A 13,592-nucleotide genomic window follows, 5' to 3' on the forward strand; every position below is an offset into this window, starting at 1 on the left:
ACGTCATGACGGACAAGTTCGTCGCCGCTATCGACCAGGGCACCACCTCCAGCCGCTGCATCATCTTCGACCGGAACGGCGCCATCGTCGCCGTCGACCAGCGCGAACACCGCCAGATCTTCCCCAAGCCGGGCTGGGTGGAGCACGACGCCACCGAGATCTGGTCCAAGGTGCAGGCGGTGGTCGCCGGAGCCCTCGCCAAGGCGGGGCTGCGCGCCGACCAGCTCAGTGCCCTCGGCATCACCAACCAGCGCGAGACGACCGTCCTGTGGGACCGCGCGACGGGCAAGCCCGTGCACAACGCGATCGTCTGGCAGGACACCCGGACCTCCGCGCTGTGCCACCGGCTCGGCGGCCCGGACGGGCAGGACCGGTTCCGCGAACAGACCGGGCTGCCGCTGGCCAGCTACTTCTCCGGCCCCAAGGCGGCCTGGCTGCTGGACAACGTGCCCGGGCTCCGGGCCCGCGCCGAGCGCGGCGAGATCGCCTTCGGCACCATCGATTCCTGGCTGATCTGGAACCTCACGGGCGGCACGGACGGCGGCCGGCATGTCACCGACGTGACGAACGCCGGCCGCACCATGCTGATGAACCTGGAGACCCTCCAGTGGGACTCCTCGATCCTCTCCGCCATGAACGTCCCCGAGGCGGTACTGCCCGAGATCCGCTCCTCCGCCGAGGTGTACGGCACCGCCGTGGGCCAGCTCGCGGGCGTCCCGGTGGCCTCCGCGCTCGGCGACCAGCAGGCGGCGGTCTTCGGGCAGGCCTGCTACGACGTGGGCACCGCGAAGAACACGTACGGCACGGGCAGCTTCCTGCTGCTCAACACCGGCAACCGGCCGGTGCCGTCGAAGAACGGCCTGCTGACGACGATGGGCTACAAGATCGGCGGGGAGGCGCCGGTGTACTGCCTGGAGGGGTCGATTGCCCTGACGGGCGCGCTGGTCCAATGGTTCCGCGACCAGCTCGGCATCATCCGCTCCGCGGACGAGATCGAGTCGCTGGCGGCGAGCGTCGAGGACAACGGCGGCGCGTACATCGTGCCTGCCTTCTCCGGCCTGTTCGCGCCGTACTGGCGCTCCGACGCGCGCGGGGTGGTCACCGGGCTCACCCGGTACGTCACGAAGGCGCATCTCGCGCGCGCGGTGCTGGAGGCGACGAGCTGGCAGACGCGCGAGGTCGTGGACGCCATGTACCAGGGTTCCGGCGTGCGGATCACCACCCTGAAGGTGGACGGCGGCATGACGCAGAACAATCTGCTCATGCAGCATCAGGCGGATGTGCTCGATGTGCCGGTGATCCGGCCCAGGGTGTCCGAGACGACCTGTCTGGGCGCCGCGTACGCGGCCGGGCTCGCGACCGGTGTGTGGAACGACCTCGACGAGCTGAAGGCCCACTGGCAGAGGGACGTCGAGTGGACGCCGTCGATGGACGCGGCGGTGCGGGACCGGGAGTACCGCAACTGGCGCAAGGCGGTGGAGAAGAGTTTCGGCTGGCTGGAGGACGGCGAGGAGTAGGCACGCGCGCGTGCGGCCTCCACGAGCCGCGGCCCGTACCCCGGTCGGCGGGGGTACGGGCCGTGCGCACGCGGGGTCAGGTGGTGACGGCCTGCCTGCGGTCCGCCGCGTGGGCCATGGCGTGCTGGACGACGCCGATGAGGACTTCCTTCACGGACTCCCGGTCGCGCGCGTCGCACAGCACGACGGGTACGTCCTCGTCGAGGTCGAGGGCCCGCTTGATGTCGTCGGCCGGGTAACGGGCTGATCCCTCGAAGCAGTTGACACCGACGAGGAAGGGTATGGAGCGTCGCTCGAAGTAGTCGACGGCGGCGAAGCAGTCCTCCAGGCGGCGCGTGTCCGCCAGTACGACGGCACCGAGCGCGCCCTCGGAGAGCTCGTCCCACATGAACCAGAACCGCTCCTGGCCGGGTGTCCCGAACAGGTACAGCACGAGATCCTCGCGCAGGGTGATGCGGCCGAAGTCCATCGCCACGGTGGTGGTGTTCTTGCCCTCCACCCCGCGCGTGTCGTCGATGGGGCGGCCGGCCTCGGTGAGGAACTCCTCGGTGCGCAGCGGCCTGATCTCGCTGACCGCGCCGACCAGGGTGGTCTTGCCCACCCCGAAGCCGCCGGCCACCAGGATCTTGAGCGTGACGGGCTCGACCGGGGGCTTGCCGCGCTCAGAACGCCCGAAGATCATCGTTCTCTTCTCCTGCTTGATGGGGGTCGGGCGACGGTGTGCCGTAGCCTCCGCCGCCGGGGGTTTCGATGACGAGTACGTCGCCGGGGCCGACGTCCGCCGTGTCGCTGCCGGCGAGTGCGGTGACCGTCCCGTCCGCCCGTTCCACGCGGTTGGCGCCGAGCGCACCGGGTGCACCGCCTGCCAGACCGTACGGAGGGACTCTGCGGTGCTGGGAGAGCGTGGAGACGGTCATGGGGTCGAGGAAGCGGATCCGGCGCACGGCACCGTCACCGCCGCGCCACCGTCCGGCCCCGCCGCTGCCGCGCCGGACGGCGAATTCTTCCAGCCGCACCGGCAGGCGCCATTCCAGGACCTCGGGGTCGGTGAGCCGCGAGTTGGTCATATGGGTCTGGACGACGGGCGCGCCGGGGAAGCCGTCGCCCGCGCCGGATCCGGAGGCGACGGTCTCGTAGTACTGGTGGCGTGCGTTGCCGAAGGTGACGTTGTTCATGGTGCCGGAGCCCTCGGCCTGGACGCCGAGCGCCGCGTAGAGCGCACCGGTGATCGCCTGGGACGTCTCCACGTTGCCCGCGACGACCGCGGCCGGCGGTTCGGGGGCGAGCATGGAGCCGGGCGGTACGACGATGCTCAGGGGCCGCAGACAGCCGTCGTTGAGCGGGATGTCGTCGTCGACGAGGGTGCGGAACACGTACAGGACGGCCGCGGCGACCACGGAGCTGGGGGCGTTGAAGTTGGTGGTCAGCTGCGGTGACGTGCCGCTGAAGTCGACGGTGGCGGAGCGGTTCTCGCGGTCCACGCGCACGTGGACGCGGATGACGGCGCCGGAGTCGGTCTCGTAGGCGTACTCGCCGTCGTCGAGGGCGTCGATGACACGGCGGACGGCCTCCTCGGCGTTGTCCTGGACGTGCCGCATGTAGGCCTGGACGACAGCGAGGCCGAACTCCTCGATCATGCGGGCGACTTCGTCGGCGCCCTTGCGGTTGGCCGCGATCTGGGCGCGCAGGTCGGCGAGGTTGGTCTGCGGGTTCCGGGAGGGGTAGGGCGCCTCGGTGAGCAGGCGGAGGGTCTCCGCCTCGCGGAAGCGGCCGTCCTCGGCGAGCAGCCAGTTGTCGAAGAGGATGCCCTCCTCCTCGATGGTGCGGCTGTTCGCGGGCATGGAGCCCGGGGCGATACCGCCGATCTCGGCGTGGTGGCCGCGGGAGGCGACGTAGAAGAGGATCCGCTCACCCTGCGTGTCGAAGACCGGAGTGATCACGGTGACGTCGGGCAGGTGGGTGCCGCCGTGGTACGGGTCGTTGACCGCGTAGGTGTCGCCGGGCCGCATCGAGTCGCCGCGGCGCCGGACGACCTCCTTGACGCTGGTGCCCATCGAACCCAGGTGGACGGGGATGTGCGGGGCGTTGGCCACCAGGTTTCCATCGGGGTCGAAGAGGGCGCAGGAGAAGTCCAGGCGCTCCTTGATGTTGACGGACTGGGCGGTGGACTCCAGGCGGGCGCCCATCTGTTCGGCGATCGACATGAAGAGGTTGTTGAAGACCTCCAGCAGAACGGGATCCGCTTTCGTGTCGAGATCGGAACTCTCCGTAATCGCCGTGCGTTCCATGACCAGATGCCCGTCGTCGGTCGTCGCGGCCCGCCAGCCGTCGTCGACGACGGTCGTCGCGCCGGCCTCGGTGACGATCGCGGGGCCGGTGACGGACTCGCCGGGAGGAAGGTCCTCGCGGCGGTGGAGGGGTACGTCGCGCCAGGCGCCGCCCGTGTGGAGGCGGACGGTGCCGGGGGTGGAGGCGCGGCCCTGGTGGGTGGCCAGGGTGGAGAGATCGGGGGGTTCGGTGATGCCGGTGGCTTCGACGGAGAGGGCTTCGACGACGATCGGGCGGTCGAGGGTGAAGGAGTACGTGGCGCGATGACGTTCTTCGAAAGTGCGGCGCATTGTGTCGGGCTCGGTCAGCTCGACGGTGAGGGTGGTGTCGGTGCCGTCGTAGCGGAGCTGTGCGCGGCGGGTGACCTTCACGCGGTCCTCGGGGACGTCTTCGGCGTGGAGTTCGGCGCGGGCGGCGGCTTCCAGGTCGTCGGCGGTCTTGCGGACGCCGGGCATCGAGGCCGCTTCGAGGGGGGCTTCGACGGACTGTTCGCGCATGGCGGTGGTGTCGGCGAGGCCGATGCCGAGCGCGGACAGGACACCGGCCATGGGCGGGACGAGGACGGTGCGGATGCCGAGCGAGCCGGCGACCGCGCAGGCGTGCTGGCCGCCCGCACCGCCGAAGGTGGTGAGGGCGTAGCGGGTGACGTCGTGGCCCTTCTGCACGGAGATCCGCTTGACCGCGTTGGCGATGTTGGCGACGGCGATCCGCAGGTAGCCCTCGGCGACCTGCTCGGGGGTGCGGTCGTCGCCGGTCCGCTGCCTGATCTCGCGCGCGAGGGCGGCGAACCGGTCGCGGACCAGGTCCGCGTCGAGCGGCTGGTCGCCGTCCGGGCCGAACACCGGCGGGAAGTGGGCCGGCTGGATACGGCCGAGCATGACATTGGCGTCCGTGACGGTGAGCGGGCCGCCGCCGCGGTAGCAGGCGGGGCCGGGGGCCGCGCCCGCCGAGTCGGGCCCCACCCGGTAGCGGGAGCCGTCGAAGTGGAGGACGGAGCCGCCGCCCGCCGCCACGGTGTGGATGTCGAGCATGGGGGCGCGCAGCCGGACACCGGCGATCCGCGTGGTGAAGACGCGTTCGTACTCGCCCGCGAAGTGCGACACGTCGGTGGAGGTGCCGCCCATGTCGAAGCCGATGACCCGGTCGAAGCCGGCCAGCTGCGACATGCGGGCCATGCCGACGATGCCGCCGGCGGGCCCGGAGAGGATGGCGTCCTTCCCGCGGAACTGCCCTGCCTCCGCGAGGCCACCGTTGGACTGCATGAACATCAGCCGCACCCCGTGGAGTGCGTCGGCGACGTGCCGGACGTAGCGGCGCAGTACGGGCGAGAGGTAGGCGTCGACCACGGCGGTGTCCCCGCGCGGGACGAGTTTCATCAGCGGGCTGACCTCGCTGGACAGCGAGATCTGGGGGAAGCCGGTCCGGGCGGCGAGCTGTCCGACGGCCTGTTCGTGGGCCGGGTGGAGGTGGCTGTGCATGCACACCACGGCGACGGCGCGGATCCCGTCGTCGTAGGCCTGGCGCAGCGGCCCGGTGAGGGCTTCCAGGTCGGGGGCGCGCAGGACGGTGCCGTCGGCGGCGATGCGCTCGTCGACCTCGACGACCCGCTCGTACAGCAGCTCGGGGAGTTCGACGCGGCGGGCGAAGATGCGGGGGCGGTTCTGGTAGGCGATGCGCAGGGCGTCGCGGAAGCCGCGGGTGACGATCAGGAGGGTGCGTTCGCCCTTGCGTTCCAGGAGGGCGTTGGTGGCGACGGTGGTGCCCATCCGGACCGCCTCGACGGGCTCCGTCGAGCCGTTCATCAGCCGGTGTACGCCCTCCACGGCCGCGTCGGCGTAGCGTGCCGGGTTCTCCGAGAGCAGCTTGTGCGTGAGCAGGCGGCCGTCCGGTCGTCGCGCGACGATGTCGGTGAAGGTGCCGCCCCGGTCGACCCAGAACTGCCAGCCAGTCACGTCAGTACCCCGCTTCCGCGCCGGTCACAGGGCCCGGAGGCCGTTGATCACGTCGCGCAGAATACTCTCGTCGACCAGTTCCGCCGGGGGAACGGGCCGGTTCACATGGACGAGTTCCCCGTCCACCAGATCCCCGACGAGGACGCGTACCACGCCGATGGGAAGGTCGAGTTCGGCGGCGAGTTCGGCGACCGACTGCGGGGCGTCACGGCACAGATCGACGATGTCCACGTGTTCCGGGGAGAGAGCCGAATCCGGTTCCGGATCGTCCGCGCGCGACTCCGCGACGACCACCGCGATGAGATCGAGGCGGTGCTGGGCCGCACTGGTGGTGCGGCCACGCGTCATGGCGTACGGACGGACCACCGGTCCGGCCTCGTCGTCGAACCAGTGGCTTCTTCCCTGACCGTCTGCACTCATGTCATCCCACTACCCGCCCGCGGGCAGCTCGGTGCGTGGAGCGGTGCCCAGATGCACCCCGACCCGCTTGACCAGGAGGGTCATCTCGTACGCGACCTGGCCGACGTCCGAGTCGGCGTCCGAGAGGACGGCCAGGCAGCTGCCGTCGCCGGCGGCCGTCACGAACAGGAAGGCGTCGTCGAGTTCGACGACCGTCTGCCGTACGCTGCCCGCCTCGAAGTGGCGGCCCACGCCCTTGGCGAGGCTGTGGAAGCCGGAGGCGACGGCGGCCAGGTGCTCGCTGTCCTCCCGGGTCAGGTCCTTGGACGCACCCGTCGCCAGGCCGTCCCCGGAGAGCACGACGGCCTTGCGGATGCTGGCGACGCGGTCCACCAGGTCGTCGAGGAGCCAGTTGAGCTCGCCGGACGCGGTGGTCGCGGTATGGCCGGTCGCCTTCGGTGCGGTCATCGACCGTCCCCCTTTGTCGTTCCTCGTGGTGCTGTGCCGCTGGGGGCGTCGTCGCCCGCGGCGTTCTCCTCGCGGCCGCGCTGCCAGCCGCGCTGGAGCGAGGCCATGCGGTTGCGTACCTCGTCGGCATCCCGCTCGGTGGGCTCCGTCGAGCCCTCGGTCGGTCGGGCGGGATCCCGTTTGAGCTGTGGTGCGAGATTGGCCTGGCGTACCCGCCGGGGCAGCGGTCCGGTGCCGGAGCCGGTCTGCTGCGGCATGGGGGCGGGGTGCCGGTCCGGTGCGCCCGGGTTGCTGGACTCGATCTCCGCGCGCCGGGTGCGCCGGGGAAGGGGGGAGGGCTCCCCCGAGGAGTCCCGGCCCGTGGCCGGGACCGGGCCGGTGCGCTCGCCGGCCGGGTCGGAGGTGCCGGGGCCGCGGCGCGGGGGCGCGTCCCCGCGCCGCCGGCTCGGCAGCGGCGGCGGGGTGGCCGGCTCGTGGCGGCCGGCGCCCGCCGGGTGTTCCTCGGTCTCGTCGCGTCGGGAGCGCTGGTCGGTGACGGGGCGCCCGTGCGAACTGACCAGCTTCGGCGTCCGGCGCCGGGGCAGCGGAACCGCGGCATCCAGGTGGTCCTCCGCGGCGGCATGGTCCGGGTCGGCGGAGTCCGGCGGGTCGTGGCGGGCGGTGGTGTCCTCCGCGCGGGCGAGGTGGGAGCGGCGCGGGCGGAAAAGGCCGCCGCGCTCCCCGTCCTCCTCGTCCAGCCCGTCCGGGAAGTCGCCCAGGGCGTCCAGATCGACGGGCCCCTCCAGCTCCACCGGCCCGTCAAGGAGCTGCGTGGGCAGGCCGGGCAGCTGTACGGGCACCTGGGCGAGGGCGGTTCGGCGGCTCTCCTCCAGCCGGCGGGCCTCCTCCAGCTCGGCCTCCTTGGAGGGGCCGGGCCGGTCCAGCCGGAAGCCGAGACCGTTGGTGTCCGGTACGTCGTCCGTCAGCAGGGCGTCGGGGATGAACACGACGGCGGTGGTGCCGCCGTACGGGGACGGCTGGAGGGAGACCCGGACGTTCTGCCGCTGGGCGAGCCGGCTGACCACGAAGAGACCGAGCCGGTCGGTGTCGGAGAGCTCGAACTCGGGGGTCTCGGCCAGCCGGAGGTTGGCGTCCAGGAGCGCGTCGGCGGCCATGCCGAGTCCGCGGTCGTGTATCTCCAGGGTGAAGCCGTTGGCGACGCGTTCACCGAGCACATGGACGGCGGTGTGCGGCGGGGAGAACACGGTGGCGTTCTCCAGGAGTTCGGCCACCAGATGGGTGAGGTCCGCGACCGCCGGGCCGGTGACGGCCACCCGGGGCAGCCGGCGGACCTCGATGCGCTCGTAGTCCTCGACCTCGGCGACGGCGGCCCGCACCACGTCCATGAGCTGGACGGGCTTGCGCCACTGCCGGGAGGGGGCGGCGCCGGAGAGGATCACCAGGCCCTCGGCGTGCCGGCGCATACGGGTGGTCAGGTGGTCGAGGCGGAACAGGTCGGCGAGTTCGTCGGTGTCCTCGGTCCGGCGTTCCATGGTGTCGAGGAGGGTGAGCTGCTTGTGCAGGAGTACCTGGCTGCGGCGGGCGAGGTTGACGAAGACCTCGGAGACCCCGGCGCGCAGTTCGGCCTGTTTGACGGCGGCCTCCACGGCGGCGCGCTGCAGGGTGTTGAGGGCCTGGCCGACCTCGCCGATCTCGTTCTTGTCGTACTCCAGGCGCGGGACCTCGGTCTCCACGTCGACCTGCTCGCCCGTCGACAGGCGGCGCATCACGCTGGGCAGCCGGACGCCGGACGCCTCGTGGGCCTCCAGCCGCAGCTGTCGCAGGTCGCGGATGAGGGTGCGGCCGATCCGGACGGACAGGACCAGCGAGACCAGCAGGGCGACGAGACCGAGCACACCGGCGATGGCCGCCTTGGCGATGACGCCCATCGCGACCGGCCGGACCCGGTCCTGGTAGCGGTCGGCCGCCTGGTCGTTGAGCTCGGCGAGCTCGTCGAGGACGTTGCCGGCCGCGGAGTCCCAGCTCTTCGCGGTGACACCGCTGGGCGTGCCGGCACCGGTCGAGACGGCGGATTCCTCGGCGACGCGCAGCGGGGCGCTGGCGGCGTTCTTCCAGAAGCGGGTGAAGCGGTCCCGCTCCCAGGAGGGCAGCAGAGGGAGGTTGACGTCGTAGATCAGGGTGCGCTGGGCGGCGTAGTCGGAGACCGCGCGGAGCTCGTCGCGCGAGAGCCTGCCGACGATCAGCGCGGAGCCGAGGAGGGCGTCCTCGCGGGAGAGCAGCTCACGGGCGCGGGCCAGGTTGACCAGGGCGCGGTACTCCTTGTCCATCTCCACGTTGTCGACGACGTGGAGGTTGGCGAGGAGCACGTAACAAGGGTCGACCAGGCCGTTGTAGAGGTTGAGGGCGGTGGCCCGGTTGACGGTGCCGTCCTCGACGCTGCGGCGCAGGGAGGCGATGCCGTCGAAGGCGTCCAGGACAGCGGTGAGGCGTTCGTCCGTGCCCTGACCCATCGCCTCGCGCACGTCGGGGTTCTTGGCGTTCTTGCGGATCTCGGCGACGGCTTCGTCGGTGGCGCTGCGGCTGCGCCTCAGGGCGGCGAGCCCGTCGGAGGCGCGCGGGTCGGCGAGGTGGACAAGTGTCTGCCGGCGTTCCTGCTGGAGGACACGGACCGTGTCCTCGACGGGGTAGCCGATCTTCTCCACGACGGACGACACGTTGAACAGCTGCTGTGCCTCGCGACCCGTCAGTACCGTGGCGAAGCCCCAGATCGCGGTGAGGGACACCAGCGGCACGAGAAGCAACGCCACGATCTTCCGGCGGATGGACTTCCCGCGAAAGCGCATGGCCTCCCCCAGCTCGACCCCCAGCGGACGGGGGTACACATGTGCGTCAACAAACGGCGCGAGCCTACTACCGACGCACACGTAACTCGAAGAGCCGTCCGGAAGCTGAACTTCCGTACCGGGGACGAGACATGGGGAGTTGTCCGGCCATTGGGGGAGATTGCCTCCCGGATCCCGCCACCGGCCGCCGGGACCGGCCCGGCTCGCCCGCAACGTCAATTGGCTGAAATTCTTCCCTCGTTGGGAATCTTCGGGCGAGGTCGTTCGTCCTTCTCCATGGGGAACGGGGGCAGAATCGGCCACAGGAGCCGCATCTCGCCTCCCGGCGGCGTAAAACAGCGCAAGCCGGGCAGCCGTTGGGGAGCCGGGTCTTCGGACACGGAAGCGAGCGGTCTGCTGGCGGTGGGGAGTGACACGGTGATGGGCACGGCTCAGCGGCGCAAGGCGCCTGAGGACAGCGGTGCGGCGACGCGCCTGACGGTGCGGGAGGGGCCTGAGGCGCCGAATCTCGACATTCCGGCAGCCCGGGCGGGAGTTCCGGCGGGCCCGGAGGAGAAGGCGGTGACGCCTGTGCGGGTCGCCTCGCACGAGCGGGAGGAGCGCGAGGAAGCGCCGGCGGAGGCGCTGCATCCCCCGCTGTGGGTCGAGGAACCGGCGCGGCGCCGTCGGCTGCCCGACCCGGTGCGCACGGCGGCGGTGCGGGCGGTGCTGATCATCGCCGTGACGCTGATGCAGGCGATGGTGGCCTTCCTGTGCACCCTGGCGGGCTCGTGGCTGGCGTTCCCGATGGTGCTCAGCAGCGTGGCCAGCACGGTGGTCGCCACCTGGGCCGCGCTGGACGTCTGGGTGACCCGTCAGGTGTGGAACCAGCGCTACGGCGTGGTGTCGACGCCGGCCAGCACCGCGCGGCAGTTGCGGCGGGAGCGGCGCAGGGCGCAGCGCCAGGCCAGGGCGGCCGGGCGAGGCCAGGAGCGGATACCTGGGCGGGGCGGCGCGGGTCAGTTGTCGCACTCCTGAGGCGAAGCGGCGGGGCCCGACCGGTACCTCGCCCCTGAGGCGAAGCGGGGGCGCCCGAGCACCGGTCCCCGGAAGCACCGCTTCAGGACACCGCCGACCCCATCCGCCTCTCCCCTCGCCCCAGTTCACGACGTAGCCGCATGAAGGGGCGCGGTCTGTCCACGGCGAGGACCGCGGTCGTACGGCCGTCCCTCTCGTACACCGCGAGGAAGCCTCCCTCGGCCGGTGCCCCGTCGGACAAGGCGCCCTCGGTGATACGGACGGTGTCCCCGTCCCGGTGGCGGCCGGCGAACTGGATGCGGGCGCCGTACTGGTCGGACCAGAAGTAGGGCACGGACCTCACCGTCCGGGAGGTGTGCCCGGCGAGCAGGTTGGCGACGGCGACCCGGGGCTGTTCCGTGGCGGAGGTCCAGTGCTCCGCGCGGTGACCGCCGACGCGGGCGACGTCTCCGACGGCGACCACCTGGGGCAGCGCCGTCATACAGCCTTCATCGCACAGGACACCGTCCTGAAGGGCGAGCGGGGACCCGCCCAGCCAGGCCGTGTTGGGGGCGGCACCGATGCCGACGATCACGACGTCGGCCGGGAGGTCACGGCCGTCGGCGAGTGCCACGCCGCTGACGGCGGCGGTGCCCGTCAGCCCGGCCACGCCGGTGGCGGTGACCAGTTGGACTCCGCCCCGGCGGTGCAGGGCGGCACAGACGGCGGCCATCTCGGCACCGAGCTGGGGCACGAGCGGCAGCGGTGCGGCTTCGACCACGGTGACCGTATGGCCGAGGGCGGCGCAGGAGGACGCGGTCTCGGCGCCGATGAAACCGCCGCCGATGACAACGACGCGTCGAGGGCCCCGGGTGAGTTCCTCGCGCAGGATTCGGGCGTCGTCGAGGGTGCGCAGGGTGTGGACGCCGGCGAGTTCGGCCCCGGGGAGGCGGCGGGGCGAGGCGCCGGTGGCGATGACGACGCCGTCGGTGGGCACCGTACGGCCGTTGTCGAGCAGAACGGCGCGTCCGCGGGCGTCGAGGCCGCGGGCACGGGTGCCGAGGTGCCACTCGGCGTCGAGTTCCGCGGTCTCCTCGGCGTCGATGAGGGCGAGTCGGCCCTCGTCTATCCGGCCGGTGAGGAAGTCCTTGGAGAGGGGAGGTCGGTCATAGGGGCGGTGGGATTCCTCGCCGACGATCACCAGTCGCCCGTCGAAGCCCTGGGCGCGCAGTTCCCGGGCCGCGTACAGCCCGGCGAGGGAGGCGCCGACGACGGTCACCGTCCTCATGCGGTGCGCCTCCTCTCGGCCAAGGTCGCGCACGAGTCAGCGCAGAGGGCCGAAGTCGGCCGGGTCACGGCGTTCATGCGGCCGTACCTTCTTCCCACGCCAGGTGGACGTGGATGACGCCGTTGTCGACCGTGACCCGGTGGGTGCGGACGGCTCGGCGGGCCGGAAGGCAGGTCGGTTCGCCGGTGCGCAGGTCGAAGGAGGCGGCGTGCAGCGGACATTCGACCAGGCGGCCCTCCAGCCAGCCCTCGGAGAGGGAGGCGTCCTGGTGGGTGCAGGTGTCGTCGATGGCGTACAGCTCACCGTCCTCGGTGCGGAACACGGCGACGGGTGGTGTCGTCCCGATGCGGACGGACTCGCCCTCGGGGAGGTCTTCGAGGCGGCAGACGGGAATCACGGGCCCCCCTCACGGTCCGGAGCGCTGGTCCGGACAGGTGTGGTCCAGGTGCGGCAGGGAGTCAGGAGCGCGGACCGTCGTCGGTCGGTCCGCGGAGAGACAGCCCGGAAGCGGGGCTCCAGGGCCGGGGTGCTGCGGTGCTGCGACTGCGGTGCTGCGGCGCGCCCGGGGTTCCGGGACGACATCGGTCCGGAGCCGGGGTGCGGCCGTATGTGCTGTTCGGCCCCTTCCGGGGACCGGACGCTTGGGTAACATGATGTTTCGCATGGCGCACGAGCGAGCGCTATGCGCAACAGAATCCGGGCGGGACGACCGTCGCGTCAAGGGTTTCCCGCAGATGCGGCCCGAACCGGGCCCCCAGGTGGTGAGAGTTGAGCCATGACCCGCACGCAGAGGCAGCAGTCCGACCCGGCTGACAGCACGCCGGGCCCGGAGAAACAGGGCGGAAGAGGCGCTGCGAGCGCGGTGCAGTCGGTGGACCGCGCCGTGAGCGTCCTGGAGATCCTGGCCCGGCACGGTGAGGCGGGCGTCACCGAGATCGCCGACGAACTGGACGTGCACAAGTCGACGGCCTTCCGACTGCTCGGCGTCCTGGAGAACCGCGGCCTGGTGGCCCAGGCGAAGGACCGCGGCAAGTACTACCTGGGCGCCGGCGTACTGCGCCTCGCGGGGGCGGCGGCAGTGCGCCTCGACATCTCGCAGGAGGGTGTCCCGGTCTGCCGGGAACTCGCCGACGAGCTGGGCGAGACGGTCAACATCGCTGTGCTGGACGACGACGCGGCGGTCAACATCATGCAGGCCCGCGGCACGGCGTCGGTGACGGCGCAGAACTGGCTGGGCCGGCGCACCCCGCTGCACGCCACCTCCAGCGGAAAGGTGATGCTCGCGCACATGTCGCCCACCCTGCGCGAGGGGCTGCTGGCCCGCCCGTTGCCCCGGTTCACGGAGCGCACGATCACCGGCGCGTCGGTGCTGCGCGGCGAGCTGGAGGCCGTGGTGGAGCAGGGTTACGGCATCACCCTGGAGGAGCTGGAGCTGGGGCTGGCCGCCGTGGCGGCACCGGTGCGTTCGCACGACGGCAAGGTGATCGCGGCGATCAGTGTCTCGGGCCCGGTCTACCGGCTGAACAGCGACCGGCTGCCCGAGCTGGCCAAGCGCACGGTGGCGGCCGGGGCCGAGCTGTCCCGGCGTATGGGATACGGCTTCTGACCGACCGCCTCCGAGCAGCAGCAGCGAGCCGAACGAGCCGGTAACGGCGCGAGACCAGGTTCCTCCTGCTCCCGCGCCGCCCCTGTGTCCGACGGCCACCGCAATCGTGTGTCGGACAGCCCCCGCCGTCGCGCGTCCGACAGCCCCCCGCCGTCGCGCGTCCGACAGCCCCCGCCGTCGCGCGTCCGACAGCCC

10 protein-coding genes are annotated in these 13,592 nt (G+C 71.9%); 3 read left to right on the top strand and 7 right to left on the bottom strand.

From position 1 onward, the window contains the following. Window positions 1-5: 5 nt before the first annotated feature. A complete protein-coding gene (glpK, locus tag ACWD1Z_RS16870) occupies window positions 6-1,517 on the top strand; it encodes a glycerol kinase GlpK (RefSeq protein ID WP_451119361.1) in 1,512 nt (503 codons plus the stop codon). Between the two features lie 76 nt (window positions 1,518-1,593). Here the strand turns inward: glpK and ACWD1Z_RS16875 are convergent, their stop codons facing one another. From ACWD1Z_RS16875 to ACWD1Z_RS16895, 5 genes are read right to left on the bottom strand one after another with little or no spacing between them, the layout of a single operon-like run. After that, window positions 1,594-2,199, bottom strand: a complete 606-nt coding sequence (locus ACWD1Z_RS16875) for a GTP-binding protein (RefSeq protein ID WP_389420614.1) — start codon at window positions 2,197-2,199, stop codon at window positions 1,594-1,596. Beyond that, the gene (locus ACWD1Z_RS16880) at window positions 2,180-5,797 is read right to left on the bottom strand and encodes a hydantoinase B/oxoprolinase family protein (RefSeq protein WP_451119363.1); all 3,618 of its coding nucleotides are present in this window, start codon (window positions 5,795-5,797) and stop codon (window positions 2,180-2,182) included. Before ACWD1Z_RS16880 ends, ACWD1Z_RS16875 begins: the two co-directional genes overlap by 20 nt. A gap of 24 nt (window positions 5,798-5,821) precedes the next feature. Continuing rightward, the gene (locus ACWD1Z_RS16885; RefSeq protein WP_451119365.1) at window positions 5,822-6,217 is read right to left on the bottom strand and encodes a DUF742 domain-containing protein; all 396 of its coding nucleotides are present in this window, start codon (window positions 6,215-6,217) and stop codon (window positions 5,822-5,824) included. A gap of 9 nt (window positions 6,218-6,226) precedes the next feature. Further along, the gene (locus ACWD1Z_RS16890; protein ID WP_451119367.1) at window positions 6,227-6,664 is read right to left on the bottom strand and encodes a roadblock/LC7 domain-containing protein; all 438 of its coding nucleotides are present in this window, start codon (window positions 6,662-6,664) and stop codon (window positions 6,227-6,229) included. Further along, window positions 6,661-9,507 (bottom strand): nitrate- and nitrite sensing domain-containing protein, encoded by a 2,847-nt coding sequence (locus ACWD1Z_RS16895; protein WP_451119368.1) that lies wholly within the window; start codon window positions 9,505-9,507, stop codon window positions 6,661-6,663. Before ACWD1Z_RS16895 ends, ACWD1Z_RS16890 begins: the two co-directional genes overlap by 4 nt. A gap of 420 nt (window positions 9,508-9,927) precedes the next feature. Between ACWD1Z_RS16895 and ACWD1Z_RS16900 the strand changes: the two genes are divergently transcribed. After that, on the top strand, window positions 9,928-10,524 hold the full coding sequence (locus ACWD1Z_RS16900; RefSeq protein WP_451119370.1) for a hypothetical protein: 597 nt from the start codon (window positions 9,928-9,930) through the stop codon (window positions 10,522-10,524). A gap of 82 nt (window positions 10,525-10,606) precedes the next feature. On the opposite strand, the gene ACWD1Z_RS16905 is transcribed toward ACWD1Z_RS16900, so the two are convergent. Then, window positions 10,607-11,791 (bottom strand): NAD(P)/FAD-dependent oxidoreductase, encoded by a 1,185-nt coding sequence (locus ACWD1Z_RS16905; RefSeq protein ID WP_451119372.1) that lies wholly within the window; start codon window positions 11,789-11,791, stop codon window positions 10,607-10,609. A 73-nt stretch (window positions 11,792-11,864) separates the two neighbouring features. Then, complete coding sequence (locus ACWD1Z_RS16910) at window positions 11,865-12,188, bottom strand: bifunctional 3-phenylpropionate/cinnamic acid dioxygenase ferredoxin subunit (protein WP_451119374.1); 324 nt, start codon at window positions 12,186-12,188, stop codon at window positions 11,865-11,867. Between the two features lie 378 nt (window positions 12,189-12,566). On the opposite strand from ACWD1Z_RS16910, the gene ACWD1Z_RS16915 reads away from it, so the two are divergent. Then, complete coding sequence (locus tag ACWD1Z_RS16915) at window positions 12,567-13,397, top strand: IclR family transcriptional regulator (protein ID WP_451119376.1); 831 nt, start codon at window positions 12,567-12,569, stop codon at window positions 13,395-13,397. Window positions 13,398-13,592 lie beyond the last annotated feature (195 nt).

This window comes from Streptomyces sp. NPDC002784 (genome assembly GCF_053592135.1).

Excerpts from the sequence above, each read along its gene's own strand:
- ACWD1Z_RS16875 (WP_389420614.1), bottom strand. The coding sequence starts at position 2,199 with ATGATCTTCGGGCGTTCTGAGCGCGGCAAGCCCCCGGTCGAGCCCGTC.
- ACWD1Z_RS16905 (WP_451119372.1), bottom strand. The coding sequence starts at position 11,791 with ATGAGGACGGTGACCGTCGTCGGCGCCTCCCTCGCCGGGCTGTACGCG.
- ACWD1Z_RS16890 (WP_451119367.1), bottom strand. The coding sequence starts at position 6,664 with ATGACCGCACCGAAGGCGACCGGCCATACCGCGACCACCGCGTCCGGC.
- ACWD1Z_RS16900 (WP_451119370.1), top strand. The coding sequence starts at position 9,928 with ATGGGCACGGCTCAGCGGCGCAAGGCGCCTGAGGACAGCGGTGCGGCG.
- ACWD1Z_RS16895 (WP_451119368.1), bottom strand. The coding sequence starts at position 9,507 with ATGCGCTTTCGCGGGAAGTCCATCCGCCGGAAGATCGTGGCGTTGCTT.
- ACWD1Z_RS16915 (WP_451119376.1), top strand. The coding sequence starts at position 12,567 with ATGACCCGCACGCAGAGGCAGCAGTCCGACCCGGCTGACAGCACGCCG.
- glpK (WP_451119361.1), top strand. The coding sequence starts at position 6 with ATGACGGACAAGTTCGTCGCCGCTATCGACCAGGGCACCACCTCCAGC.
- ACWD1Z_RS16885 (WP_451119365.1), bottom strand. The coding sequence starts at position 6,217 with ATGAGTGCAGACGGTCAGGGAAGAAGCCACTGGTTCGACGACGAGGCC.